General features: G+C 71.6%; 23 protein-coding genes. 20 read left to right on the top strand and 3 right to left on the bottom strand.

All coding sequences use genetic code 11. The features are described 5' to 3' along the window. Positions 1-216 precede the first annotated feature (216 nt). The gene (locus ACIPM1_RS13580) at positions 217-2,754 is read left to right on the top strand and encodes a RelA/SpoT family protein (protein ID WP_402433266.1); all 2,538 of its coding nucleotides are present in this window, start codon (positions 217-219) and stop codon (positions 2,752-2,754) included. Between the two features lie 113 nt (positions 2,755-2,867). On the opposite strand, the gene ACIPM1_RS13575 is transcribed toward ACIPM1_RS13580, so the two are convergent. Both ACIPM1_RS13575 and ACIPM1_RS13570 read right to left on the bottom strand, forming a co-directional pair. Continuing rightward, positions 2,868-4,097: a DUF349 domain-containing protein gene (locus tag ACIPM1_RS13575; protein WP_402433263.1), complete on the bottom strand. Its 1,230-nt coding sequence runs from the start codon at positions 4,095-4,097 to the stop codon at positions 2,868-2,870. 137 nt (positions 4,098-4,234) lie between these two features. Then, the gene (locus tag ACIPM1_RS13570) at positions 4,235-5,053 is read right to left on the bottom strand and encodes a peptidylprolyl isomerase (RefSeq protein WP_402433260.1); all 819 of its coding nucleotides are present in this window, start codon (positions 5,051-5,053) and stop codon (positions 4,235-4,237) included. A gap of 190 nt (positions 5,054-5,243) precedes the next feature. Between ACIPM1_RS13570 and ACIPM1_RS13565 the strand changes: the two genes are divergently transcribed. The 17 genes from ACIPM1_RS13565 to nusB all read left to right on the top strand — a co-directional run bounded on the left by ACIPM1_RS13565 (position 5,244) and on the right by nusB (position 24,041). Then, positions 5,244-5,951 carry an MBL fold metallo-hydrolase gene (locus ACIPM1_RS13565; RefSeq protein WP_356185261.1) on the top strand — a complete coding sequence of 236 codons (708 nt, stop codon included), beginning with the start codon at positions 5,244-5,246 and terminating at the stop codon, positions 5,949-5,951. Positions 5,952-5,964: 13 nt separating this feature from the next. Continuing rightward, a complete protein-coding gene (gene hisS / locus ACIPM1_RS13560) occupies positions 5,965-7,227 on the top strand; it encodes a histidine--tRNA ligase (protein WP_356185258.1) in 1,263 nt (420 codons plus the stop codon). Between the two features lie 393 nt (positions 7,228-7,620). After that, on the top strand, positions 7,621-8,283 hold the full coding sequence (locus ACIPM1_RS13555) for a vitamin K epoxide reductase family protein (protein ID WP_402433255.1): 663 nt from the start codon (positions 7,621-7,623) through the stop codon (positions 8,281-8,283). Positions 8,284-8,387: 104 nt separating this feature from the next. After that, positions 8,388-9,743, top strand: a complete 1,356-nt coding sequence (locus ACIPM1_RS13550) for a replication-associated recombination protein A (protein ID WP_402433252.1) — start codon at positions 8,388-8,390, stop codon at positions 9,741-9,743. Positions 9,744-10,045: 302 nt separating this feature from the next. Then, a complete protein-coding gene (gene rpsD, locus ACIPM1_RS13545; protein WP_356185249.1) occupies positions 10,046-10,660 on the top strand; it encodes a 30S ribosomal protein S4 in 615 nt (204 codons plus the stop codon). Between the two features lie 209 nt (positions 10,661-10,869). Then, positions 10,870-11,319 carry a DUF948 domain-containing protein gene (locus tag ACIPM1_RS13540; RefSeq protein WP_356185246.1) on the top strand — a complete coding sequence of 150 codons (450 nt, stop codon included), beginning with the start codon at positions 10,870-10,872 and terminating at the stop codon, positions 11,317-11,319. A 9-nt stretch (positions 11,320-11,328) separates the two neighbouring features. After that, on the top strand, positions 11,329-11,682 hold the full coding sequence (locus ACIPM1_RS13535; RefSeq protein WP_402433248.1) for a hypothetical protein: 354 nt from the start codon (positions 11,329-11,331) through the stop codon (positions 11,680-11,682). After that, the gene (alaS, locus tag ACIPM1_RS13530; RefSeq protein WP_402433245.1) at positions 11,682-14,354 is read left to right on the top strand and encodes an alanine--tRNA ligase; all 2,673 of its coding nucleotides are present in this window, start codon (positions 11,682-11,684) and stop codon (positions 14,352-14,354) included. The genes ACIPM1_RS13535 and alaS overlap by 1 nt, the downstream gene beginning before the upstream one ends. Positions 14,355-14,368: 14 nt before the next feature. Next, on the top strand, positions 14,369-14,833 hold the full coding sequence (gene ruvX / locus ACIPM1_RS13525; RefSeq protein WP_356185237.1) for a Holliday junction resolvase RuvX: 465 nt from the start codon (positions 14,369-14,371) through the stop codon (positions 14,831-14,833). 120 nt (positions 14,834-14,953) lie between these two features. Beyond that, positions 14,954-16,666, top strand: coding sequence for an endolytic transglycosylase MltG (gene mltG / locus ACIPM1_RS13520; RefSeq protein WP_402433242.1), 1,713 nt, complete (start codon positions 14,954-14,956; stop codon positions 16,664-16,666). Next, entirely contained in the window at positions 16,647-17,486 is an 840-nt protein-coding gene (locus ACIPM1_RS13515) for a shikimate dehydrogenase (protein WP_402433239.1), read from the top strand. Before mltG ends, ACIPM1_RS13515 begins: the two co-directional genes overlap by 20 nt. A 221-nt stretch (positions 17,487-17,707) precedes the next feature. Beyond that, complete coding sequence (gene aroC / locus ACIPM1_RS13510; protein WP_356185227.1) at positions 17,708-18,892, top strand: chorismate synthase; 1,185 nt, start codon at positions 17,708-17,710, stop codon at positions 18,890-18,892. Beyond that, positions 18,889-20,535, top strand: a complete 1,647-nt coding sequence (gene aroB / locus ACIPM1_RS13505) for a 3-dehydroquinate synthase (RefSeq protein ID WP_402433236.1) — start codon at positions 18,889-18,891, stop codon at positions 20,533-20,535. Before aroC ends, aroB begins: the two co-directional genes overlap by 4 nt. A 164-nt stretch (positions 20,536-20,699) precedes the next feature. Next, positions 20,700-21,683, top strand: coding sequence for an AAA family ATPase (locus ACIPM1_RS13500; RefSeq protein WP_402433233.1), 984 nt, complete (start codon positions 20,700-20,702; stop codon positions 21,681-21,683). A 194-nt stretch (positions 21,684-21,877) separates the two neighbouring features. Beyond that, positions 21,878-22,984 (top strand): aminopeptidase P family protein, encoded by a 1,107-nt coding sequence (locus ACIPM1_RS13495; protein WP_402433230.1) that lies wholly within the window; start codon positions 21,878-21,880, stop codon positions 22,982-22,984. Positions 22,985-23,040: 56 nt separating this feature from the next. Beyond that, positions 23,041-23,607, top strand: a complete 567-nt coding sequence (gene efp, locus ACIPM1_RS13490; RefSeq protein ID WP_014671526.1) for an elongation factor P — start codon at positions 23,041-23,043, stop codon at positions 23,605-23,607. A gap of 2 nt (positions 23,608-23,609) precedes the next feature. Then, positions 23,610-24,041, top strand: a complete 432-nt coding sequence (gene nusB, locus ACIPM1_RS13485; protein ID WP_356185211.1) for a transcription antitermination factor NusB — start codon at positions 23,610-23,612, stop codon at positions 24,039-24,041. A 183-nt stretch (positions 24,042-24,224) separates the two neighbouring features. Here the strand turns inward: nusB and bldD are convergent, their stop codons facing one another. Further along, complete coding sequence (gene bldD / locus ACIPM1_RS13480) at positions 24,225-24,728, bottom strand: transcriptional regulator BldD (protein ID WP_356185208.1); 504 nt, start codon at positions 24,726-24,728, stop codon at positions 24,225-24,227. A 253-nt stretch (positions 24,729-24,981) separates the two neighbouring features. On the opposite strand from bldD, the gene pyrR reads away from it, so the two are divergent. After that, on the top strand, positions 24,982-25,569 hold the full coding sequence (pyrR, locus tag ACIPM1_RS13475; RefSeq protein ID WP_402433225.1) for a bifunctional pyr operon transcriptional regulator/uracil phosphoribosyltransferase PyrR: 588 nt from the start codon (positions 24,982-24,984) through the stop codon (positions 25,567-25,569). Between the two features lie 101 nt (positions 25,570-25,670). Continuing rightward, positions 25,671-26,651, top strand: a complete 981-nt coding sequence (locus ACIPM1_RS13470; RefSeq protein ID WP_356185202.1) for an aspartate carbamoyltransferase catalytic subunit — start codon at positions 25,671-25,673, stop codon at positions 26,649-26,651. The last annotated feature ends 5 nt before the right edge of the window (positions 26,652-26,656 follow it).

The raw sequence follows: 26,656 nt of genomic DNA, 5'->3' as shown, positions 1-26,656 counted from the left end.
CGAGGGCACCCGACCGGTACCTCCTCGCCCGTACCCTTGGACAGGGGAGACCCGGATCCGAGACCCGGATTCCGGCGGAATCCCGCGGTCGCCCGCGGCGTTTCCCCGAGCAGCCGGCCCGCGCACCGGGCTGGAGGCGATCCCGGAGCCCGGGATCGCTACCATGGGGTCTCCGGAGCCTGACCGGGGGACCCGGACCGCGCACGAGGAGCCCTCTTGCCAGACGAGGCCCAGCCACTGACCGCCGCCAAGCCCGAGCCCGGCTCGGCGCCCGCGGCCAAGCCCGCGCCGAACGCGCCCCACGCGATCAACGACAGCCGCGGGACGGTCGAGCACGCCCAGGCCGCGCCCGTCGGCAAGTCGTCCGAGCCCTCGCGCCCCAAGTCGGCCCCGCCCGAGCGCCCGGTGAACCCGCCGGCCGTCCGGCCCTCCGCGGGCCAGCCCGCCCGCTCCGGCTCCTCCAACCGCGTCCGTGCCCGCCTCGCCCGTCTCGGCGTCCAGCGCGCCAACCCGTACAACCCGGTGCTGGAGCCGCTGCTGCGGATAGTGCGCAGCAACGACCCGAAGATCGACGCCGCCACGCTCCGCCAGATCGAGCGCGCCTACCAGGTCGCCGAGCGCTGGCACCGCGGCCAGAAGCGCAAGAGCGGCGACCCGTACATCACGCACCCGCTCGCCGTCACCACCATCCTCGCCGAGCTCGGCATGGACCCGGCCACGCTCATGGCGGGCCTGCTGCACGACACCGTCGAGGACACCGAGTACGGCCTGGACCAGCTGCGCCGCGACTTCGGCGACACCGTCGCGCTGCTCGTCGACGGCGTCACCAAGCTGGACAAGGTCAAGTTCGGCGAGGCCGCGCAGGCGGAGACCGTGCGCAAGATGGTCGTCGCCATGGCCAAGGACCCCCGCGTCCTGGTCATCAAGCTCGCCGACCGCCTGCACAACATGCGCACCATGCGCTACCTCAAGCGCGAGAAGCAGGAGAAGAAGGCGCGCGAGACCCTGGAGATCTACGCGCCGCTCGCCCACCGCCTGGGCATGAACACCATCAAGTGGGAGCTGGAGGACCTCGCCTTCGCGATCCTCTACCCCAAGATGTACGACGAGATCGTCCGCCTGGTCGCCGAGCGGGCGCCCAAGCGCGACGAGTACCTCGCCAAGGTGATCGACGAGGTCCAGGCCGACCTGCGCGCCGCCCGCATCCGGGCCACCGTCACCGGACGTCCCAAGCACTACTACAGCGTCTACCAGAAGATGATCGTCCGCGGCCGTGACTTCGCGGAGATCTACGACCTGGTCGGCATCCGCGTCCTGGTCGACACCGTCCGCGACTGCTACGCGGCACTGGGCACGGTCCACGCCCGCTGGAACCCGGTTCCGGGGCGGTTCAAGGACTACATCGCGATGCCCAAGTTCAACATGTACCAGTCGCTGCACACGACGGTCATCGGGCCGAGCGGCAAGCCGGTCGAGCTCCAGATCCGCACGTTCGACATGCACCGCCGCGCCGAGTACGGCATCGCCGCGCACTGGAAGTACAAGCAGGAGGCCGTCGCGGGCGCCTCCAAGGTGCGCACCGACGTGCCCAAGGCGTCCGGCAAGGACAAGGACGCCATCAACGACATGGCGTGGCTGCGGCAGCTGCTGGACTGGCAGAAGGAGACCGAGGACCCCAGCGAGTTCCTGGAGTCGCTGCGCTTCGACCTCTCCCGCAACGAGGTCTTCGTCTTCACGCCCAAGGGCGACGTCATAGCGCTTCCGGCCGGGGCGACCCCGGTGGACTTCGCGTACGCGGTCCACACCGAGGTGGGCCACCGCACCATAGGAGCACGGGTCAACGGCCGCCTCGTCCCGCTGGAGTCGACCCTCGACAACGGCGACCTCGTGGAGGTGTTCACCTCCAAGGCGACCGGCGCGGGCCCCTCCCGCGACTGGCTCGGCTTCGTGAAGTCGCCGCGCGCCCGCAACAAGATCCGGGCGTGGTTCTCCAAGGAGCGGCGCGACGAGGCGATCGAGCAGGGCAAGGACGCCATCGTCCGCGCGATGCGCAAGCAGAACCTGCCGATCCAGCGCATCCTGACCGGCGACTCGCTGGTCACCCTCGCGCACGAGATGCGCTACTCCGACATCTCCGCGCTCTACGCGGCGATCGGCGAGGGCCATGTCTCCGCCCAGAACATCGTGCAGAAGCTGGTCCAGGCGCTCGGCGGCGAGGAGGCGGCCACCGAGGAGATCGACGAGAGCGTGCCGCCGTCGCGCGGGCGCGGCCGCAAGCGCCGCACCAGCGCCGACCCGGGCGTGGTCGTCAAGGGCGTCGACGACGTGTGGGTCAAGCTGGCCCGCTGCTGCACGCCCGTCCCCGGCGACCCGATCATCGGTTTCGTCACCCGCGGTAACGGCGTATCGGTTCACCGCAGCGACTGCGTCAACGTGGAGTCACTGTCCCGCGAGCCGGAGCGGATCCTCGACGTCGAGTGGGCGCCCACGCAGTCCTCGGTCTTCCTGGTCGCCATCCAGGTCGAGGCACTGGACCGCTCCCGGCTCCTGTCGGACGTCACGCGCGTGCTGTCCGACCAGCACGTCAACATCCTGTCCGCGGCCGTCCAGACCTCCCGCGACCGCGTCGCCACCTCCCGCTTCACCTTCGAGATGGGCGACCCCAAGCACCTGGGACACGTCCTGAAGGCGGTCCGCGGCGTGGAGGGCGTCTACGACGTGTACCGGGTGACGTCGGCCCGCAGCCGGGCCTGACGCCCGGGGGGCGCGAGCCCGCGGACGTCCCTGAAGCGCCGGAGGGCCCCCGTACGCACCGTACGGGAGCCCTCAGCGGCCTTCTGCGGAGTCTCGGACCCGAGACGGGAGTCCTAGCCCCCGAACTCGTGCAGGCCCTTCAGAGCCTGGTCCAGGAGCGCCTGACGGCCCTCCAGTTCCTTCTCCAGCTTGTCCGCCTTGGCGGTGTTGCCCTGGGCCCGAGCCTGCTCGATCTGGCCCCGCAGCTTGTCCACGGCGGCCTGGAGCTGGCCGGTCAGCCCCTCGGCACGCGCCCGTGCCTCCGGGTTGGTCCGGCGCCACTCGGTCTCCTCGGCGTCCTGCAGCGCCCGGTCGACCGTGTGCATCCGGCCCTCGACCCGCGGACGGGCGTCCCGGGGCACATGACCGATGGCCTCCCACCGCTCGTTGATCGTGCGGAAGGCGGCCCGGGCGGCCTTCAGATCCGTGATCGGCAGGAGCTTCTCGGCCTCCTCGGCCAGCTCCTCCTTCAGCTTCAGGTTCTCCGCCTGCTCGGCGTCGCGTTCGGCGAATACCGAGCCGCGGGCGGCGAAGAAGACGTCCTGGGCGCCGCGGAAGCGGTTCCACAGGTCGTCCTCGTGCTCGCGCTGGGCGCGGCCCGCCGCCTTCCACTCCGCCATCAGCTCGCGGTAGCGGGCCGCGGTCGGCCCCCAGTCCGTCGAGTCCGACAGCGCCTCCGCCTCGGAGACCAGCCGCTCCTTGGTCTTCCGCGCCTCCTCGCGCTGCGCGTCGAGCTGCGCGAAGTGCGCCTTGCGCCGCTTGGAGAACGCCGACCGCGCGTGCGAGAAGCGGTGCCACAGCTCGTCGTCCGACTTGCGGTCGAGTCGCGGCAGCCCCTTCCAGGTGTCCACCAGGGACCGCAGCCGCTCGCCGGCGGCCCGCCACTGGTCGGACCGCGCGAGCTCCTCCGCCTCGGTGACCAGCGCCTCCTTGGCGTGCCGGGCCTCGTCCGTCTGCCGTGCGCGCTGCGCCTTGCGCTCCTCGCGGCGCGACTCGACCGCCGCGACCAGCTTGTCCAGCCGGGTCCGCAGCGCGTCCAGGTCGCCGACCGCGTGGTGCGCGTCGACCTGCTCACGGATGTGGTCGATGGCGACCTGCGCGTCCTTGGTCGACAGATCGGTGGTCTGCACTCGCTTCTCGAGGAGGCCGATCTCGACAACCAGGCCCTCGTACTTGCGCTCGAAGTAGGCCAGCGCCTCCTCAGGGGAGCCGGCCTGCCAGGAACCGACGACCTGCTCGCCCTCGGCCGTCCGCACGTACACGGTCCCCGTCTCGTCGACGCGGCCCCACGGGTCGCTGCTCACAGCGCCTCCTCCACATGATGCCTGCGAGGGGCCTCGAAGCTCCCCCGGGCATCGTCCACAGTTTCGTCACCGCCAACATAGGCGACCGGCGTGCGGCCTGTCCGCATCCAGCGCGACCGAAATTTCGCAGTTGACGGTCAGGATTTGCCGACCGTGGCCTTGTTGACCACGACCGTCGCGTTGGGCGCCCCGTCGCCCCGGCCGGTGCTCTCACCCGCGGCGGCGATCTTCTTCAGCACCTTCATACCCGATTCGGAAACGGTGCCGAACGGTGTGTAGCTGGGCGGAAGCTGACTGTCCTGGTAGACGAGGAAGAACTGGCTCCCTCCGGTGTGCTTCTGCCCGGCGTTCGCCATCGCCACCGTACCCGCCGGATAGACGTTGCCCTTGAGGCTCGGGTCCTTGAGGTTCTCGTCGGGAATCGTGTACCCGGGACCGCCGCTGCCCGAGCCCGTCGGGTCGCCGCACTGCAGGACGTAGATGCCGTTGGTGGTGAGCCGGTGGCACTTGGTGTGGTCGAAGTAGCCCTTGCCCGCGAGGAAGGCGAACGAGTTCACCGTGTGCGGCGCGGCCGCCGTCTTCATCGCCACGTCTATGTCGCCGCACGTGGTCGCGAGCTTCATCGTGTACTTCGCCGACGTGTCGACCGCCATCGCCGGCTCCTTCTTCCAGCTCAGCTTCTTCACCGCGCCGGCCGCGGGCTTCGCGCACGGGTCCGGGGCCTTGCTGGGCGCGGAGGGGCTGGGGGAGACGTCCGAACTCGCCTTGGCCTTGTCGTCGTTCTTGAGAACGCCGGTCGTGTAGAGCGCCACACTGCCGATCACCACCACGCCGAGGACCGACGCGATCACGGAGTTGCGCACGCGGGCCTTGCGCCGCGAGGCCGTGCGCCGCTGCTGCTGCCGCAAGAACTTCTCCCGGGCGAGCTGACGCCGCCGCTGTTCCTGGCTGACCACCGGGTTCTCTCCTCATGCGTCTGTTGGGCCGACCGGTGCACGTGCGTCGAGTGAGCCGACCGCTGGGGGTGTGACCCGTACCGTATATGGGTTCGCTGAGGATTCGGCAGCGCCGGTAGGCTCTGACGACGGGCTCAGCCGCGCGCGGCCCCTCCGAAGTCCGCCCCAACCGACACAACGAAGGACGATCGTGCTCATTGCCGGGTTCCCCGCCGGGGCCTGGGCGACGAACTGCTATCTCGTCGCCCCCGCCGCCGGTGAGGAGTGCGTGATCATCGACCCCGGCCACCAGGCCGCCCAGGGCGTCGAGGACGCGATCAGAAAGCATCGGCTCAAGCCCGTCGCGGTCGTCCTCACCCATGGCCACATCGACCATGTGGCCTCGGTCGTCCCCGTGTGCGGCGCCCACGACGTGCCCGCCTGGATCCACCCCGCCGACCGGTACATGATGAGCGACCCGGAGAAGGCGCTCGGCCGGTCCATCGGGATGCCGCTGATGGGCGAGCTGACCGTGGGGGAGCCCGACGACGTCGCGGAGCTGAGCGACGGCGCGACGCTGGAGCTGGCCGGTCTGGAGCTGTCGGTCGCGCACGCGCCGGGCCATACCAAGGGGTCGGTGACCTTCCGGATGCCCGAGACGGCCGACATCCCGTCGGTCCTGTTCTCCGGGGATCTGCTCTTCGCCGGCTCCGTCGGACGCACCGACCTGCCCGGCGGCGACATGGCCGAGATGCTCGACTCGCTGGCCCGCGTGTGCCTGCCGCTCGACGACTCGACCGTGGTGCTGTCCGGCCACGGCTCCCAGACGACCATCGGCCAGGAGCGCGCCACCAACCCGTATCTGCGGCAGGTGGCCGCCGGCCAGGGAGCGCAGCCCGCTCCCCGACGAGGAATGTGACGAGAGACTTCCCGTGAGCACCTTCAAGGCCCCCAAGGGCACGTACGACCTGATCCCGCCGGACTCCGCCAAGTACCTGGCGGTCCGTGAGGCGATCGCGGCCCCGCTGCGCAACTCCGGCTACGGCTACGTCGAGACGCCCGGCTTCGAGAACGTCGAGCTGTTCGCGCGCGGCGTCGGTGAGTCCACCGACATCGTGACCAAGGAGATGTACGCCTTCGAGACCAAGGGCGGCGACCGGCTCGCCCTGCGCCCGGAGGGCACGGCGTCCGTGCTGCGCGCCGCGCTGGAGGCCAACCTCCACAAGGCGGGCAACCTCCCGGTCAAGCTCTGGTACTCGGGCTCGTACTACCGCTACGAGCGTCCCCAGAAGGGCCGCTACCGCCACTTCTCCCAGGTCGGCGCTGAGGCCATCGGCGCCGAGGACCCGGCGCTGGACGCCGAGCTGATCATCCTCGCCGACCAGGCGTACCGCTCGCTGGGCCTGCGCGAGTTCCGCATCCTGCTCAACTCCCTCGGCGACAAGGAGTGCCGCCCGGTCTACCGCGCCGCGCTCCAGGACTTCCTGCGCGGCCTGGACCTGGACGAGGACACCCGCCGCCGCGTCGACATCAACCCGCTGCGGGTGCTCGACGACAAGCGCGAGTCCGTCCAGAAGCAGCTCACCGGCGCCCCGCTGCTGCGCGACTACCTCTGCGACGGGTGCAAGGCGTACCACGAGGAGGTCCGCGAGCTGATCACGGCGGCGGGCGTCTCCTTCGAGGACGACCCCAAGCTGGTGCGCGGCCTGGACTACTACACGCGGACCACCTTCGAGTTCGTCCACGACGGCCTGGGCTCGCAGTCCGCGGTGGGCGGCGGCGGCCGCTACGACGGCCTGTCGGAGATGATCGGCGGTCCCGCGCTGCCCTCGGTGGGCTGGGCGCTCGGCGTCGACCGCACGGTGCTCGCGCTGGAGGCCGAGGGCATCGAGCTCCACCTCCCGGCGTCGACCAGCGTGTTCGCGGTCCCGCTCGGCGAGGAGGCGCGCCGCGTGCTGTTCGCGAAGGTCACCGAGCTGCGCAAGGTCGGCATCGCCGCGGACTTCTCCTACGGTCACAAGGGCCTCAAGGGCGCCATGAAGAGCGCCAACCGCAGTGGCGCCCGCTACACCCTGGTCGCCGGCGAGCGCGACCTCGCCGAGGGCGTGGTGCAGCTCAAGGACATGGAGTCCGGCGAGCAGTCGGCGATCGGCGTCAACGAGATCGTGGCGGAACTGGAGTCGCGGCTCGGCTAGCGGCGGGGTGTCGCCGTCGGATCCCGCGAAGGCGCCGGGCACCCGCACGGGTGCCCGGCGCCTTCGCGGGACGGCGGGGCCGGGCGCCCGTGCGGGCCGTCACCGCGGCCCGCGGTGCGGTCCGTCAACCCGGTCCGTCAATCCGGCAGGTCAACCCCGTGCGCGCCGATTCGTCCCGCCGGGCGATTTCGGTGTGTGAGCGGTGCCGCCCGCGACGGGCGCCGCCGACGGCGGGGACGCCCCTCCCGCCCGGCCGAACCCGGCCGAAAATCGAACATCCGGGGGTGTCCGTCCGTATTTCCCGGTGTCCGCCGCACGGTGGACCCGGGCCCGCGTGCGGCACAATGGCCGTGACCGAAGAAAGCCCGACCCTCTAGTGACGGAATCGGCGTGATGAGCAAGACGACAGTCAAGGACGTCTCCACCGAGCCCGAGCCCGAGCCGGAGCACGCGGTGCGCGCGCCGCGGACGGAGGGCGGCAGCCGCGCCTTCGCCCTGCTCCTGGTGATCACCGGCGCCGCCGGTCTGCTCGCCGCGTGGGTCATCACGATCGACAAGTTCAAGATCCTCGAGGGCAAGGTGAGCGGCAAGACGTTCACCCCGAGCTGCAGCCTCAACCCGATCGTCTCCTGCGGCAGCGTCATGGAGAGCAAGCAGGCCGGCGTCTTCGGCTTCCCCAACCCGATGCTCGGACTGGTCGCCTACGGCATCGTGATCTGCGTCGGCATGAGCCTGCTCGCCCGCGCCCGCTTCCCCCGCTGGTACTGGCTGACCTTCAACTTCGGCACGCTCTTCGGCGTGTGCTTCGTGACCTGGCTGATGTTCCAGTCGCTGTACCGCATCAACGCGCTGTGCCTGTGGTGCTCGCTGGCCTGGGTCGCCACGCTCACCATGTTCTGGTACGTGACCTCGTTCAACGTCCGCAAGGACTTCCTGCCCGCCCCGCGCCCGGTGAAGAACTTCCTCGCCGAGTTCACCTGGGTCCTGCCGGTCACGCACACCGGCGTCATCGCCATGCTGATCCTGACCCGCTGGGGCAGCAGCCTCTGGGCCTGAGCCGGTCCCCACGCAAGCAGTCTCCGGGCCTGGACCGGGGCCCCGCCGGGCCCGCGGATCCGGGCCCGGCGGCGTTGTCGGTGGGGTGACATAGGGTTGCCGACGTGGAGCCCGACCTGTTCACCGCCGCAGCAGAAGAACGCCAGGAGAAGGACCCGGCCGCAAGCCCCCTGGCCGTCCGGATGCGCCCGCGCACCCTCGACGAGGTGGTGGGCCAGCAGCATCTGCTCAAGCCCGGCTCACCCCTGCGCCGGCTGGTGGGGGAGGGCGCGGGCGGCCCGGCGGGACCGTCCTCGGTGATCCTCTGGGGCCCGCCCGGCACCGGCAAGACGACCCTCGCGTACGTCGTCTCCAAGGCCACCAACAAGCGCTTCGTGGAGCTGTCCGCGATCACCGCGGGCGTCAAGGAGGTCCGCGCGGTCATCGACGGCGCCCGCCGCGCCTCCGGCGGCTACGGCCAGGAGACGGTCCTCTTCCTCGACGAGATCCACCGCTTCAGCAAGGCCCAGCAGGACTCCCTGCTCCCCGCCGTGGAGAACCGCTGGGTGACCCTGATCGCGGCGACCACGGAGAACCCGTACTTCTCGGTGATCTCCCCGCTGCTGTCCCGCTCCCTCCTGCTCACCCTCGAACCGCTCACCGACGACGACGTCCGCGGCCTGCTGCGCCGCGCGCTCACCGACGAGCGCGGCCTGAGGGAGACCGTCGCCCTCCCCGAGGACACCGAGGAGCACCTGCTGCGGATCGCCGGCGGCGACGCCCGCCGCGCCCTCACCGCCCTGGAGGCCGCCGCCGGGGCCGCCCTGGACAAGGGCGAGGCGGAGATCGGCCTGCGGACGCTGGAGGAGACGGTCGACCGCGCCGCCGTGAAGTACGACCGCGACGGCGACCAGCACTACGACGTGGCCAGCGCCCTGATCAAGTCCATCCGCGGCTCCGACGTCGACGCGGCCCTGCACTACCTGGCCCGGATGATCGAGGCCGGCGAGGACCCCCGCTTCATCGCCCGCCGGCTGATGATCTCCGCCAGCGAGGACATCGGCCTGGCCGACCCCAACGCCCTGCCGACGGCGGTGGCCGCCGCCCAGGCCGTCGCCATGATCGGCTTCCCGGAGGCAGCGCTCACCCTCAGCCACGCCACCATCGCCCTCGCGCTGGCCCCCAAGTCCAACGCCGCGACCACCGCGATCGGCGCCGCCCTGGACGACGTGCGCAAGGGCCTGGCCGGACCGGTGCCGCCGCACCTGCGGGACGGCCACTACAAGGGCGCGGCCAAGCTCGGCCACGCACAGGGCTACGTCTACCCGCACGACCTGCCCGAGGGCATCGCCCCGCAGCAGTACGCGCCGGACGCCCTCAAGGAGCGCGAGTACTACACCCCGACCCGGCACGGCGCCGAGGCGCGGTACGCGGACGCGGTGGAGTGGACCCGGAAGCACCTCGGTCGGAAGCGGTCCTGAGCACCCTGTAGAATTCCCCGAAGCGCCGAGTCCCGCGCAGTCAGAGCGGGACAGCCGGCCGGAGACCCGGTCCCTCGGGACCGACTCCAGGAGCGTCGCGCACCGTCGATCGGTGTCGCGGGCAGCCCACCACCACCCGGAGCCCCGGGAGAGGTCGGTGGGCCACTCGCGTGCTGCACGTATGTGCCCAGACCAGGGGAGCGGCTGCCCGGAAGGTCCGATGCGGACCCGACGGGATTCCCCGGCTGCGGATGCGACCTCCCATAACTCTGACAAGCCGGAAACCAGGAAAGAGACACACAGTGGCGAACCAGTCCCGCCCCAAGGTCAAGAAGTCGCGTGCCCTCGGCATCGCGCTGACCCCGAAGGCCGTCAAGTACTTCGAGGCCCGTCCCTACCCGCCGGGTGAGCACGGCCGCGGCCGCAAGCAGAACTCGGACTACAAGGTCCGTCTGCTCGAGAAGCAGCGTCTGCGCGCGCAGTACGACGTGTCCGAGCGCCAGCTCGTCCGCGCCTACGAGCGTGCCTCCAAGGTCCAGGGCAAGACGGGCGAGGCCCTGATCGTCGAGCTCGAGCGCCGTCTCGACGCGCTGGTCCTGCGTTCGGGTATCGCCCGCACGATCTACCAGGCCCGCCAGATGGTCGTCCACGGTCACATCGCGGTCAACGGTCAGAAGGTCGACAAGCCGTCCTTCCGCGTCCGTCCCGACGACGTGATCCAGGTCCGCGACCGCAGCAAGGACAAGACGCTCTTCCAGATCGCCCGCGAGGGTGGCTTCGCTCCCGAGGGTGAGACCCCGCGCTACCTCCAGGTGAACCTCAAGGCCCTGGCGTTCCGCCTGGACCGCGAGCCGAACCGCAAGGAGATCCCGGTGATCTGCGACGAGCAGCTCGTCGTCGAGTACTACGCCCGCTGATCTTCAGCAGGCCGTAGCACGACCGCAGTACCACCGCAGCCCGCCGTCTCCCCGCCCTTCCGGGCGGGCGAGGCGGCGGGCTCGTGCGTGTCAGCCGTGCACCACGCGGTGCGCGGGCCTTAATCCGGTACGGAGCCCCGCTCCCGGCGCGATAGGCTCGGTGCGCTGATTCTTTTGGTTCCGATGATCACGCACGTATCAGGGAGCGGGTGCGCACTGTGTCCGGTGGAGAGGTGGCCGGGATCCTGGTGGCCGTCTTCTGGGCGATCCTGGTCTCCTTCCTCGCCGTGGCACTGGCGAGGCTGGCCCAGACGCTCAGGGCGACCACCAAGCTCGTGGCGGACGTGACCGACCAGGCCGTCCCGCTGCTGTCCGACGCCTCGCAGGCGGTGCGCTCGGCGCAGACCCAGATCGACCGCGTCGACGCGATCGCCTCCGACGTCCAGGAGGTCACGTCCAACGCGTCCGCGCTGTCGACCACCGTCGCCTCCACCTTCGGCGGCCCCCTGGTCAAGGTCGCCGCCTTCGGATACGGCGTGCGCCGCGCCCTCGGCGGCCGCAAGGACGAGGGGCCCGCCCGTACGCCCAGGCGTACGGTGATCGTGGGCCGCACCGTCCCGGCCGCGCGGCGGGGGAAGCGGAACAACCGGGAGAAGTAAGGACTAGCGATGTTCCGCCGTACGTTCTGGTTCACCACCGGTGTCGCCGCCGGAGTGTGGGCCACCACCAAGGTCAACCGCAAGCTCAGGCAGCTCACCCCCGAGAACCTCGCCGCGGCCGCGGCGAACCGGGCCGTCGAGGCGGGCCACCGGCTCAAGGACCGGGCGGTGGGGTTCGCCGCCGACGTCCGCGAGAACATGGCCCGGCGGGAGGCCGAACTCGGCGACGCGCTGGGCATCAACGCGGACCCCGAACTCCCCGCACCCCGGCGCCACCCCGCCATCGAGAACCGCAACCACCCGAAGTACGTCGAGGGCTCGGCGTACCAGACGCATTCGTACAACCGGAATGAGGACCACTGATGGAGTCGGCTGAGATCCGCCGCCGCTGGCTGAGCTTCTTCGAGGAGCGCGGGCACACCGTCGTCCCTTCGGCGTCGCTCATCGCGGACGACCCGACTCTGCTCCTCGTCCCGGCCGGCATGGTGCCCTTCAAGCCCTACTTCCTGGGCGAGGTCAAGCCGCCGTTCCCGCGCGCCACCAGCGTGCAGAAGTGCGTGCGCACGCCCGACATCGAAGAGGTCGGCAAGACCACGCGGCACGGCACCTTCTTCCAGATGTGCGGCAACTTCTCCTTCGGCGACTACTTCAAGGAAGGCGCCATCAAGTACGCCTGGGAGCTGCTCACCACGCCCCAGGACAAGGGCGGTTACGGCCTCGACCCCGAGCGCCTGTGGATCACCGTCTACAAGGACGACGACGAGGCCGAGCGCATCTGGCACGAGGTCGTCGGCGTGCCCAAGGAACGCATCCAGCGCCTGGGCATGAAGGACAACTACTGGTCCATGGGCGTCCCCGGACCCTGCGGCCCCTGCTCCGAGATCAACTACGACCGCGGCCCCGAGTTCGGCGTCGAGGGCGGCCCGGCCGTCAACGACGAGCGGTACGTGGAGATCTGGAACCTCGTCTTCATGCAGTACGAGCGGGGCGAGGGCACCGGCAAGGACAACTTCGAGATCCTCGGCGACCTGCCGAGCCAGAACATCGACACGGGCCTCGGCCTGGAGCGGCTCGCCATGATTCTGCAGGGCGTGCAGAACATGTACGAGATCGACACTTCCATGGCCGTGATCAAGAAGGCCACCGAGCTGACCGGCGTGGCCTACGGCGACGCCCACGCCTCGGACGTGTCCCTGCGCGTGGTCACCGACCACATGCGCACCGCCACCATGCTCATCGGCGACGGCGTCACCCCCGGCAACGAGGGCCGCGGCTACGTGCTGCGCCGCATCATGCGCCGCGCCATCCGCAACATGCGCCTGCTCGGCGCCACCGGCCCGGTCGTCAAGGACCTCGTCGACGTCGTCATCGGCATGATGGGGCAGCAGTACCCGGAGCTGGTCACCGACCGCGAGCGGATCGAGAAGGTCGCCCTCGCCGAGGAGAACGCCTTCCTCAAGACGCTCAAGGCCGGCACCAACATCCTCGACACCGCCGTGACCGAGACCAAGGCCTCCGGCTCCTCGGTCCTGCCCGGCGACAAGGCCTTCCTGCTCCACGACACCTGGGGCTTCCCGATCGACCTCACCCTGGAGATGGCCGCCGAGCAGGGGCTCTCCGTGGACGAGGACGGCTTCCGCCGCCTGATGAAGGAGCAGCGGGAGCGGGCCAAGGCCGACGCCCAGGCCAAGAAGACCGGCCACGCCGACCTCGGCGCCTACCGCGAGATCGCCGACTCGGCCGGCGCCACCGACTTCACCGGCTACACCGACACCGAGTCCGAGACCACGGTCGTCGGCCTGCTGGTCGACGGCGTCTCCTCCCCGGCCGCCTCCGAGGGCGACGAGGTCGAGGTCGTCCTGGACCGCACCCCGTTCTACGCCGAGGGCGGCGGCCAGATCGGCGACACCGGCCGCATCAGGACCGACTCCGGTGCCGTCGTCGAGGTCCGCGACACCCAGAAGCCGGTGCCGGGCGTCTACGTCCACAAGGGCGTCGTCCAGGTCGGCGAGATCACCGTCGGAGCCCGGGCCCACGCCTCCATCGACGTCCGCCGCCGCAAGTCCATCGCCCGCGCCCACTCGGCCACGCACCTCACCCACCAGGCCCTGCGCGACGCGCTCGGACCGACGGCCGCCCAGGCCGGTTCCGAGAACCAGCCCGGCCGCTTCCGCTTCGACTTCGGCTCGCCGTCCGCCGTTCCGACGGCCGTGATGACCGACGTCGAGCAGAAGATCAACGAGGTGCTCGCCCGCGACCTCGACGTGCACGCCGAGGTCATGGGCATCGACGAGGCCAAGAAGCAGGGCGCCATCGCCGAGTTCGGCGAGAAGTACGGCGAGCGCGTGCGCGTGGTCACCATCGGCGACTTCTCCAAGGAGCTGTGCGGCGGCACGCACGTCCACAACACCGCCCAGCTCGGTCTGGTGAAGCTGCTCGGCGAGTCCTCCATCGGCTCCGGTGTGCGCCGTATCGAGGCCCTCGTCGGTGTCGACGCCTACTCCTTCCTCGCCCGCGAGCACACGGTCGTCAACCAGCTCACCGAGCTGCTCAAGGGCCGCCCGGAGGAGCTGCCGGAGAAGGTCGCCGGCATGCTCGGGAAGCTGAAGGACGCCGAGAAGGAGATCGAGAAGTTCCGCGCCGAGAAGGTGCTGCAGGCCGCCGCCGGTCTCGCCGAGTCCGCCAAGGACGTCCGCGGGGTCGCCGTGGTCACCGGGCAGGTCCCGGACGGCACCACGCCGGACGACCTGCGCAAGCTGGTCCTCGACGTGCGCGGCCGCGTCCGGGGCGGCCGCGCCGCCGTGGTCGCCCTGTTCACGGTGAACAACGGCAAGCCGCTGACCGTCATCGCCACCAACGACGCGGCCCGCGAGCGCGGCCTGAAGGCGGGCGACCTGGTGCGCACCGCCGCCAAGACGCTCGGCGGCGGCGGTGGCGGCAAGCCGGACGTCGCCCAGGGCGGCGGCCAGAACCCGGCCGCGGTCGGCGAGGCCGTCGAAGCCGTGGAGCGCATGGTCGCCGAGACCGCCAAGTAAGAAACGGTCAAGAGATGAGAAGAGGACGCCGGCTCGCGATCGACGTCGGGGACGCCCGTATCGGGGTCGCCTCCTGCGACCCCGACGGGATCCTCGCCACCCCGGTGGAGACGGTCCCGGGCCGCGACGTCCCGGCGGCTCAGCGCCGTCTGAAGCAGCTCGTCGAGGAGTACGAGCCGATCGAGGTCGTGGTCGGTCTCCCTCGCTCCCTCAAGGGGGGCGAGGGCCCGGCCGCCGTGAAGGTCCGCGGATTCGTCCAGGAACTGGCGCGTATGATCGCGCCGGTCCCGGTCAGACTCGTCGACGAGCGTATGACGACCGTGACAGCCAGCCAGGGGCTGCGCGCCTCGGGCGTGAAGTCCAGGAAGGGCCGTTCGGTGATCGACCAGGCGGCGGCCGTCGTCATTCTCCAGCAGGCCCTGGAATCCGAACGGGTGTCAGGTAAAGCACCCGGCGAGGGCGTCGAAGTGGTCATCTGATCGCGATACGGTAACGTTCCGCGCGATGCGCCGGTGTTCGAACAGACGGCGCACAGGAGAGGCGGAACGGGAACCGGCCGCAAGGCCGTGTGACCGCCGTCTCGCGGCTCTAGGGGATCGATGACTGAGTATGGCCGGGGCCCAGGCTCCGAACCGTGGCATCCGGAGGACCCGTTGTACGGGGACGGCGGATGGGAAGGACAGCAGGCCCACGCCGGCCCGCAGTCCCCCTACGGCGGCCGACCGCAGCAGCACCCGCAGCAGCCGCAGTACGGCGACTGGAGCCAGGGCCACGAGCAGGCCGGCTACGGCGGCCAGTACCCGCAGCAGCAGTACGGCGACCAGGGGCACCAGACCTACGCCGGCCACCCGCAGTACCAGCAGGGCGGCTGGGACGGCACCGGCGCGCAGCCGCAGGTCCCCTACCCGGGCGAGGCCGGCCGGCAGCCGCACGTCCCGTACCCCGCCGACCCGGCCGACCCCTACGCACAGCAGTCCGTGTCCTACGAGGGCGAGCAGCCCGACTTCTACGCCACCCCCGGCGCGTACCCCCCGCCCGAGCCGCCGAGCCGCAGGCGCGCCGAGCCCGAGCCGCGGCCGGACTGGGACCCGGAGGCGGACCAGGAGCCGGAGGAGCACCCGTTCTTCACGGGCGGCGGCGACGATGACGACGACCTCGACGCGGACTCCACCGACGACCGGGGGCGCCGGGGCCGCGGGGACAAGGGCAAGGGCAAGGGCGGCAAGGGCAAGAAGCGCCGCAATGGCTGCGCCTGCCTGGTGGTCGTGCTGGTGCTCGGCGGCGGTGTGGCCGGGGTCGGCTACTTCGGCTACACCTACTACCAAAATCGTTTCGGCGCGGCCCCGGACTACGCGGGCGACGGCAACGGCGAGATGGTGACCGTCGAGATCCCCAAGGGCGCCCTCGGCAACGACATCGGCCGCAAGCTCAAGGAGGCCGGCGTCGTCAAGAGCGTCGACGCCTTCGTGGCCGCCCAGTCGCAGAACCCCCGGGGCAAGCAGATCCAGGCGGGCGCCTACCTGCTGCAGAAGCAGATGTCCGCGGCGAGTGCGGTCGCGCTGATGCTCGACCCCAAGAGCCAGAGCAACGTGCTGGTCAAGCCGGGCGAGCGCAACGCCCAGGTCTACGCGGAGATCGACAAGCAGCTGGAGCTGTCCGCCGGCACCACGAAGAAGACCGCCCAGAAGCAGTACAAGACCCTCGGCCTGCCGAGCTGGGCGAACAGCAACCCCAGGATCCTCGACCCGCTGGAGGGCTTCCTCTACCCGGGCACCTATCCCGCCGCCAAGGGCATGAAGCCGGAAGCGGTGCTCAAGGACATGGTGAGCGAGGCCAGGGACGCCTACGGCCAGGTCGACCTCGCCGCGAAGGCCAAGGCGCTCAACCTGCAGAACCCGCTCCAGCTCGTCACCGTCGCGAGCCTCGTCCAGGCCGAGGGCAAGACCCACGACGACTTCCGCAAGATGGCGGAGGTGGTCTACAACCGCCTCAAGCCCACCAACACCGAGACCAACCAGCTGCTGCAGTTCGACTCGACCTTCAACTACCTCAAGGGCGAGAGCAACATCCACATCAGCGAGAAGGAGATCAACAGCAACACCAGCCCGTACAACACGTACACCAACAAGGGCCTGCCGCCCGGGCCGATCGGCAACCCCGGCGACGAAGCGCTGAGGGCGGCGCTGAATCCCACCGGTCAGGGCTGGATCTACTTCGTGGCGACCGACGGCATGAACAAGACCGAGTTCGCCCGCACCTACGCCGAGTTCCAGAAGCTCAAGGACAAGTTCAATGCCAGCTCGGGCAACTGACGCCCGCCGGGCCGCCGTTCTCGGTTCGCCCATCGGCCACTCCCTCTCGCCGGTGCTGCACCGTGCCGCGTACGGCGAACTGGGGCTCACCGGCTGGTCGTACGACCGGTTCGAGGTCGACGAGGCCGGGCTGCCCGCCTTCTTCGAGGGCCTCGGTCCGGAGTGGGCGGGGCTGTCGCTGACCATGCCGCTCAAGCGGGCCGTCATCCCGCTGCTCGACGAGATCAGCGAGACGGCGGCCTCGGTCGAGGCGGTCAACACCGTCGTGTTCACCGAGGACGGCCGCCGGGTCGGCGACAACACCGACATCCCCGGCATGGTCGCCGCCCTGCGCGAGCGCGGCATCGAGCAGGTCGACTCGGCGGCGATCCTCGGCGCCGGGGCCACCGCCTCCTCCGCGCTGGCCGCCCTCGCCCGTGTCTGCACCGGGGAGGTCACCGCCTACGTCCGCAGCGCGGCGCGGGCCGCCGAGATGCGGCAGTGGGGCGAGCGCCTGGACGTCGGGGTCCGCACCGCCGACTGGGCGGACGCGGCAGAGGCGCTGCGCGCGCCCCTTGTCGTCGCCACCACCCCGGCCGGGACCACGGACGCGCTCGCCCCCGCCGTGCCGGAGCGGCCCGCCGTCCTCTTCGACGTGCTGTACGAGCCCTGGCCCACCGCCCTGGCGGCCCGCTGGTCCCTGGCCGGCGGCGCCGTGATCAGCGGCCTGGACCTGCTGGTGCACCAGGCGGTGCTGCAGGTGGAGCTGATGACCGGCCGCTCCCCGGTCCCGCCGGACGCCCTGCGCGCGGCGGGCGAGAAGGCCCTGTCGGAACGCTGACGGCCCTCCGCGCGGCCCGGCCGGGAGACCGGCGCGCGGGCCCCGCCCCCGGGAGCCCGCTCCACGGACGCGTCCGCTTCCTGGACCGACGACCGGTTCGTGCCCCGGGACGTGGGAGGATCGGAGGTGGCGGGCCGGAGCCGCGCACCCGGCCGCGCCGTCGCCGTACGCGAGGACACGCGTACGCAGCAGTACCAGGGCGCGAGCACTGAGGAGCACCGTTGAGCAGGCTGCGTTGGCTGACCGCGGGGGAGTCCCACGGTCCCGCACTCGTCGCGACGCTGGAGGGCCTTCCCGCCGGCGTGCCGATCACCACGGAGATGGTGGCGGACCACCTCGCGCGGCGGCGGCTCGGCTACGGCCGCGGTGCGCGGATGAAGTTCGAGCGGGACGAGGTCACCTTCCTCGGCGGCGTCCGGCACGGCCTCACCCTCGGCTCCCCGGTCGCCGTCATGGTGGGCAACACCGAGTGGCCCAAGTGGGACAAGGTCATGGCCGCCGACCCGGTCGACCCGGCGGAGCTGGCCGAGCTCGCGCGCAACGCCCCGCTGACCCGGCCCCGCCCCGGCCACGCCGACCTGGCCGGTATGCAGAAGTACGGCTTCGACGAGGCCCGTCCGATCCTGGAGCGCGCCTCCGCCCGTGAGACGGCCGCGCGGGTCGCGCTCGGCGCGGTGGCCCGGTCGTACCTGAAGGAGACGGCCGGCATCGAGATCGTCTCCCACGTCGTCGAGCTGGCCGCGGCCAAGGCGCCCTACGGGGTCCACCCGACCCCGGCCGACGTCGAGCGCCTGGACGCCGACCCGGTGCGCTGCCTGGACGCCGACGCCTCGAAGGCGATGGTCGCCGAGATCGACCAGGCCCACAAGGACGGCGACACCCTCGGCGGGGTCGTCGAGGTCCTGGCCTACGGCGTCCCGGTCGGCCTCGGCTCGCACGTGCACTGGGACCGCCGCCTGGACGCGCGCCTGGCCGCCGCCCTCATGGGCATCCAGGCCATCAAGGGCGTCGAGGTCGGCGACGGCTTCGAGCTGGCCCGGGTGCCCGGCTCCAAGGCGCACGACGAGATCGTCACCACGGACGAGGGCATCCGGCGGGCCACCGGCCGCTCCGGCGGCACCGAGGGCGGCCTGACCACCGGCGAGCTGCTGCGCGTGCGCGCCGCCATGAAGCCGATCGCCACCGTGCCGCGGGCGCTGCGGACCGTGGACGTCAGCACCGGCGAGCCGGCGCAGGCCCACCACCAGCGCTCGGACGTGTGCGCGGTCCCCGCGGCCGGCATCGTCGCGGAGGCCATGGTCGCGCTCGTCCTCGCGGACGCCGTCGCGGAGAAGTTCGGCGGCGACAGCGTGGCCGAGACCCGGCGCAACGTCCGCTCGTACCTCGACCACCTCCCCGTCCGATGAGCGCGCCCCTGGTCGTCCTGGTCGGGCCGATGGGCGTGGGCAAGTCCACCGTCGGCCGGATGCTCGCCGAGCACCTCGGCGTCCGCTACCGGGACACCGACGACGACATCGTCGCCGCCGAGGGCCGGACCATCGCGGAGATCTTCGTCGACGAGGGCGAGCCGGTCTTCCGCGCCGTCGAGAAGCGCGCCGTGCACGCGGCGCTCGCCGGGCACGACGGCGTCCTGGCCCTCGGCGGCGGCGCGATCCTCGACGCGGACACCCGGGCGCTGCTGGCCGGCCACCGCGTGGTCTACCTGTCGATGGACGTCGAGGAAGCGGTCAGGCGTACGGGCCTCAACGCGGCCCGCCCGCTGCTCGCCGTCAACCCGCGCAAGCAGTGGCGCGAGCTGATGGAGGCCCGCCGGCACCTCTACGAAGAGGTCGCCACGGCGGTCGTGCCCACCGACGGGCGTACGCCCGAGGAGGTCACCCGGGCCGCCCTGGACGCACTGGAGTTGAAGACCGCATTCCCCGGGGCGCACACCCCGGATCCCCGGCCGGAGGACGTCGTGGCAGACCAGGTGACAAGGATTCAGGTGGCCGGCACGGCGGGCACCGACCCGTACGAGGTGCTGGTCGGCCGGCAACTCCTCGGCGAACTCGGCGGGTTGGTCGGACCGAAGGCCAAGCGCGTCGCGGTGATCCACCCCGAGGCGCTCGCCGAGACCGGCGACGCGCTCCGCGCCGACCTGGCCGCGCAGGGCTACCAGGCCGTCGCCATCCAGGTGCCGAACGCCGAGGAGGCCAAGACCGCCGAGGTCGCGGCCTACTGTTGGAAGGCGCTCGGCCAGTCCGGCTTCACCCGTACCGACGTCATCGTCGGCGTGGGCGGCGGCGCCACCACCGACCTCGCCGGTTTCGTGGCCGCGACCTGGCTGCGCGGGGTGCGCTGGATCGCCGTTCCGACCACCGTGCTCGCCATGGTGGACGCGGCGGTCGGCGGCAAGACCGGCATCAACACCGCCGAGGGCAAGAACCTGGTGGGCGCCTTCCACCCGCCGGCCGGCGTGCTGTGCGACCTGGCGGCCCTCGACTCGCTCCCGGTCAACGACTACGTCTCCGGTCTCGCGGAGGTCATCAAGGCCGGCTTCATCGCCGACCCGGTGATCCTCGACCTCATCGAGTCCGACCCGGAGGCGGCGCGCACCCCGGCCGGCCCGCACACCGCCGAGCTGATCGAACGCTCCATCAGGGTCAAGACGGACGTCGTCTCCGCGGACCTCAAGGAGTCGGGCCTCAGGGAGATCCTCAACTACGGGCACACCCTCGGCCACGCCATCGAGAAGAACGAGCGCTACAAGTGGCGGCACGGCGCGGCCGTGGCGGTCGGCATGCACTTCGCCGCCGAACTCGGCCGTCTCGCGGGCCGGTTGGACGATGCCACCGCCGACCGTCACCGCACCGTCCTGGAGTCCGTCGGGCTGCCGCTGCACTACCGCTACGACCAGTGGCCCAAGCTGCTGGAGACCATGAAGGTGGACAAGAAGTCCCGCGGCGACCTGCTGCGCTTCATCGTCCTCGACGGCCTCGCCAAGCCGACCGTCCTGGAGGGGCCGGACCCGGCGGTGCTGCTCGCCGCGTACGGCGAGGTCGGGAGTTAAGTCCCGCCCCGCGCCGGTCCGTCCGTTTCGCCTTGGGCGCCGGGCACTTCGGGCCGCCCCCGGCCGTTCACCATGCGACGGCCGGGGACGGTACCGTTCGGTAGCACGGCGGGTTCGCCCCGCCGCCAGCGCTCATTGCCTTGTACGAGACGGAGTGGCACCGGATGCAGCACGCAGTGGGGAATCCGCTGCCGCCGCCCCACCAGCCGGGGCACGGACCGGCCGCCGGCCGGCCGTCGGCCGCACACCAGCCGGGACCGCACCACGCGGGCACGCACCAGGGCTCCGCCCCCGTGCCCCCGCCGCCACCGGGCTACCCGGGCGCCGCCCCGGCGCCGCACGCACCCCAGCCGCCGGTGCCGCCGCAGCCCGCGCCCCGACCCGCTTCGGCCCCGGCCCCGCCCGCCGGGCCGCAGCAGTCCGCTCCGGTCCCGCCGCAGCAGCCCGTCCCGGTTCCGCCGGCGGCCCCGCAGTCCGTCTCCGGACCGTCGGTCCCGGACCCGGCCACCACCGGCCACCTCCGGCTGCCCCCGGGCGGCCCGGTCGCCATGCCGAGCGCCCCGCCCGCCCAGGCCGTGCCCGACCCGTCCGGCACCACCCTCGCGGTGCTGCTGATCGGACCGGCGGGCGCGGGCAAGACGAGCGTGGCCAAGTACTGGGCGGACCACCGCCGGGTCCCCACCGCCCACATCAGCCTCGACGACGTACGCGAATGGGTCCGCTCGGGCTTCGCCGACCCCCAGTCCGGCTGGAACGACAACTCCGAGGCGCAGTACCGCCTGGCCCGCCGCACCTGCGGCTTCGCCGCGCGCAACTTCCTCGCCAACGGCATCTCCTGCATCCTCGACGACGCGGTCTTCCCCGACCGCCCGGTCGTCGGGCTCGGCGGCTGGAAGCGGCACGTCGGTCCCGGACTGCTCCCGGTCGTCCTCCTGCCCGGACTGGACGTCGTCCTGGAGCGGAACGCCGAGCGCACCGGCAACCGCCGCCTCACCGACGAGGAGGTCGCCCGGATCCACGGCCGCATGGCCGGCTGGTACGGCTCGGGGCTGCCGATCATCGACAACTCCCAGCTCGACGTCCCGGCCACGGCCCAGGTCCTCGACGAGGTCCTGTCCCGCGCCATCGCCAGCCCCCCGCAGTGGTGACCGCGCCCTGACCGGTCCCGGCGGGAGGCCGGGACGGGTGGCGGGCCGGGAGGTGCGGACGGCGTCGGCACAGCCGCCCCCACCTGCGACAGGACCACCCCCGGCGCTCTTACCGGCGGGTGCGCGCCGTCTCGTGACCGCCCACTCGGCCCTCCCGACCGGCGACATCCGGCGCGCGCTCTTACGCTCGGTTCATGTCAGAGGTGTACGCGGCCCGCCGGACCCGGCTACGGGAGCGCTGCAACGCGGGCGGCAGCGCGGCGGCGTTGGTGACTCGTCCCGCCAATGTGCGGTACCTCGCGGGCGCCGCCCCGCGGAGTGCCGTCCTGCTCCTCGGAAAGCGCGAGGACCTGCTGGTGTGCACGAGCCCACCGGAGGACCGGCCCTACGAGGGACGGCCGGACGAGGCGCTGCGGGTGCAGGTCCTGTCCCGGCCGGGCGGCGACGCGGCCGTCGCCGCCGCCGACCTCGCCGAGGGCCAGGGCGCCGACTCCCTGGCCGTCGAGGAGCACCACCTCACCGTGGCCCGGCACCGCGCCCTCGCCTCGGTGGCACCCCGGCTCCGTCTCGCCGACCTGGGCCACGCGGTCGAACAGCTCAGGGTCGTCAAGGACGAGGAGGAGATCTCCTGCCTGAGGATCGGCGCGGAGATCGCCGACCAGGCCCTCGGCGAGCTGCTGGAGTCCATCCTCGTCGGCCGCACCGAGCGCCATCTCGCGCTGGAGCTGGAGCGGCGGCTCGTCGACCACGGCGCGGACGGCCCCGCCTTCCCGACCTCCGTCGCCACCGGCCCGAACTCCGGCCGCCGCGGCCACCGGCCCACCGACCGGCGGGTGGAGGAGGGCGACTTCCTCTCCGTGTGCCTGGGCGCGGCCTACCGCGGCTACCGCTGCGAGATCGGCCGCACCTTCGTCATCGGCACGTCCCCCGCGGACTGGCAGATCCAGCTCTACGACCTGGTCTTCGCCGCCCAGCGCGCCGGCCGGGAGGCCCTGGCCCCCGGCGCCGGCTACCGCGACGTCGACCGCGCCGCACGCCAGGTCCTGGACTGCGCCGGGTACGGCGAGGGCCTGCAGCCCCTCATGGGACACGGTGTCGGGCTCGAATTCGACGAGGACCCGCAGTTGGCTCCCGCGGCCATGGGTAAACTGGACGCTTGCGTGCCGGTCACCGTCGAACCGGGGGTCCACCTCCCGGGCCGGGGCGGTGTCCGGATCGATGACACGCTCGTCGTACGCCCCGAGGCGGACGGCGGACCCGAGCTACTCACCATCACGACCAAGGAGCTGCTCGCGCTCTAGCCTCGCGCTGTGCGCCTGCCCCCGGGTCGTACGTCAGTCCAGGAGATTCCGCAACCGTGGCTTCCACGAACGACCTCAAGAACGGCATGGTGCTCAAGCTCGAAGGCGGCCAGCTCTGGTCCGTCGTCGAGTTCCAGCACGTCAAGCCCGGCAAGGGCCCCGCCTTCGTGCGCACCAAGCTCAAGAACGTGCTGTCCGGCAAGGTGGTCGACAAGACCTTCAACGCCGGCGTCAAGGTCGAAACGGCCACCGTCGACAAGCGCGACATGCAGTTCTCCTACATGGACGGCGAGTACTTCGTGTTCATGGACATGGAGACCTACGACCAGCTGCACATCGACCGGAAGGCCGTGGGCGACGCCGCGAACTTCCTGGTCGAGGGCTTCACCGCGACCGTCGCCCAGCACGAGGGCGAGGTGCTCTTCGTGGAGCTGCCGGCCGCCGTCGAGCTGACCATCGCCGAGACCGAGCCGGGCGTCCAGGGCGACCGCTCCACCGGCGGCACCAAGCCCGCCACGCTGGAGACCGGCCACCAGATCCAGGTCCCGCTCTTCATCACCACCGGTGAGAAGATCAAGGTCGACACCCGTACGAGCGACTACCTCGGCCGGGTGAACAGCTAACCGTGGCTGCCCGCAACACGGCCCGCAAGCGCGCCTTCCAGATCCTCTTCGAGGGCGACCAGCGCGGCACCGACGTCCTGACCGTGCTCGCGGACTGGATCCGGCACTCCCGCTCCGACACCCGCCAGCCGCCGGTGAGCGAGTACACGATGCAGCTGGTCGAGGGGTACGCCGAGCACGCGACCCGGATCGACGAGCTGATCGCGCAGTACGCGGTCGGCTGGACGCTGGACCGGATGCCGGTCGTCGACCGCAACCTGCTCCGCCTCGGCGCGTACGAGCTGATCTGGGTCGACGAGACCCCGGACGCCGTCGTGCTGGACGAGATGGTGCAGCTCGCGAAGGAGTTCTCCACGGACGAGTCGCCCTCCTTCGTCAACGGGCTGCTCGGCCGCCTGAAGGACCTCAAGCCCTCGCTGCGCCGCGAGGCGTGAGAAGCGGGGCGCGAGAAGGCGCCGGACGTGCCGGAGGGCCCGCAGTGGTGACGCTGCGGGCCCTCAGGCGTGTGTGTTCCCGTGCCCCGAGCCCCGGGCAGGGCCGCAGAACGCCGCCGGGGTGGCCGGAACCATGAAGTTCCGGCCACCCCGGCGGCACGTTTCTGCGGCGGTCCCTGCGGCTCAGCCCTCCTCGTGGGACGCCACGGCGCGGCGCGCGTCCGCGTCCAGCACGCCCCAGCTGATCAGCTGCTCGGTGAGGACCGAGGGCGACTGGTCGTAGATGACGGCGAGTGTGCGCAGGTCGTCCTGGCGGATCGAGAGCACCTTGCCGTTGTAGTCACCGCGCTGGGACTGGATCGTCGCCGCGTAGCGCTGTAGCGGGCCCGCCTTCTCGGCCGGCACCGTGGAGAGCCGCTCCAGGTCCAGGACCAGCTTCGGCGGAGGCTCGGCGGCGCCGCCCGGGGTGGTGCCCGGCAGCAGCTCCTGCACGGGGACCCCGTAGAAGTCCGCCAGCTCGGCGAGGCGCTGCACGGTCACGGCGCGGTCGCCGCGCTCGTAAGAACCGACCACGACCGCCTTCCAGCGTCCCTGGCTCTTCTCCTCGACACCGTGGAGGGAAAGGCCCTGCTGGGTGCGGATCGCCCGGAGCTTGGCCCCGAGCTGTTTGGCGTATTCGCTGGACATATGGCTCCCCGGACACTGTGTCGACGCGACTGGCTTGGCTTCCAGGCCGCGCGGCTGGTAACTCACTGTGAGGTTACGCAGCGTTACTCTGCCGCGTCAAGCCGAACGGTCCGGCCGCCTCTTCCGTTCCGGTGGAGTCCGGCAGGGCCAGGGGGGTGATCAGGGCACTCTCCCGGGCCTGCTACCGTTGGTGGCGCAAATCCGACGTCCTTTAAGGTCCGTCCCGTGAGGCGGAGAAGGAGGTCCGTTTCGTATGGACACGAACGCTCACATGCAAGCGTCCGATGCGAGGCCCGTCCTCGAAGGGCCCGACATCGCGCGGGTGCTGACCCGCATCGCCCACGAGATCGTCGAGCGCGCCAAGGGCGCCGACGACGTGGTGCTCCTCGGCATTCCGACCCGGGGCGTCTTCCTCGCCCAGCGGCTCGCCGCCAAGCTCGAGCAGATCACCGAGCGCAAGGTCCCCTGCGGCTCGCTCGACATCACCATGTACCGCGACGACCTGCGCATGCACCCGCCGCGCGCGCTGGCCCGCACCGAGATCCCCGGTGACGGCATCGACGGCCGGCTGGTCGTCCTCGTCGACGACGTGCTCTTCTCCGGGCGCACCATCCGCGCCGCCCTGGACGCCCTGAACGACATCGGGCGCCCCCGCGCGGTGCAGCTCGCGGTCCTCGTCGACCGCGGCCACCGCGAACTGCCCATCCGCGCCGACTACGTCGGCAAGAACCTCCCCACGTCGCTGCGGGAGACGGTCAAGGTCCAGCTCGCCGAGGAGGACGGCCGCGACACCGTGCTGCTCGGCGCCACGCCGGACGCCCCGGGCGAGCGGCAGCGATAGCGCCCCGGCGTACGTCACCGCCGTACGCCCCGCGGCTGCGCCCCGCCGCGCGCCCGCGTGCCCGAATCCTCCCGAATGAACTGCCTTACGGAGCCTGACAGATGCAGCGTCATCTCATCTCGGCCGCCGACCTCACCCGCGACGACGCCGTCCTGATCCTCGACACCGCCGAGGAGATGGCCCGGGTCGCCGACCGGCCGATCAAGAAACTGCCGACCCTGCGCGGCCGCACCGTCGTCAACCTCTTCTTCGAGGACTCCACCCGGACCCGGATCTCCTTCGAGGCCGCCGAGAAGCGGCTGTCCGCGGACGTCATCAACTTCACCGCCAAGGGCTCCAGCGTGTCCAAGGGCGAGTCCCTGAAGGACACCGCCCAGACCCTGGAGGCCATGGGCGTCGACGCCGTCGTCATCCGGCACGGCGCCTCCGGAGCCCCGTACCGCCTCGCCAACTCCGGGTGGATCGACGCCGCCGTCATCAACGCCGGCGACGGCACCCACCAGCACCCCACCCAGGCCCTGCTGGACGCCTTCACCATGCGCCGCCGCCTGGTCGGCCGGGACGCCGGGATCGGCCAGGACCTGTCCGGCAAGCGGATCACCATCGTCGGCGACATCCTGCACAGCCGGGTCGCCCGCTCCGACGTCGACCTGCTGCACACCCTCGGCGCCGAGGTCACCCTGGTCGCCCCGCCCACCCTGGTCCCCGTCGGTGTCGAGACCTGGCCCTGCGAGGTGTCGTACGACCTCGACAGCACGCTTCCCAAGTCCGACGCGGTGATGATGCTGCGCGTCCAGCGCGAGCGCATGAACGCCGCCTTCTTCCCGACCGAGCGCGAGTACTCGCGGCGCTACGGCCTCGACGGCGACCGCATGGCGAAACTGCCCGAGCACGCCGTCGTGATGCACCCCGGCCCGATGGTCCGCGGCATGGAGATCACCGCCGAGGTCGCCGACTCCGAGCGCTGCACCGCCGTCGAGCAGGTCACCAACGGCGTCTCCATCCGGATGGCCGTGCTGTACCTGCTGCTCGGAGGCAACGAACCCGCCGTCACCCACACCCGCGTCACCGAGGAGAAGTAACGACG

The sequence above is a fragment of the Streptomyces sp. NPDC086766 genome (assembly GCF_044746005.1).
In the GTDB taxonomy this organism is placed as follows: Bacteria; Actinomycetota; Actinomycetes; order Streptomycetales; family Streptomycetaceae; genus Streptomyces.
The sequence above is the reverse complement of the archived record's forward strand: the minus strand, read 5'-3'. Positions and strand labels throughout refer to the sequence as shown.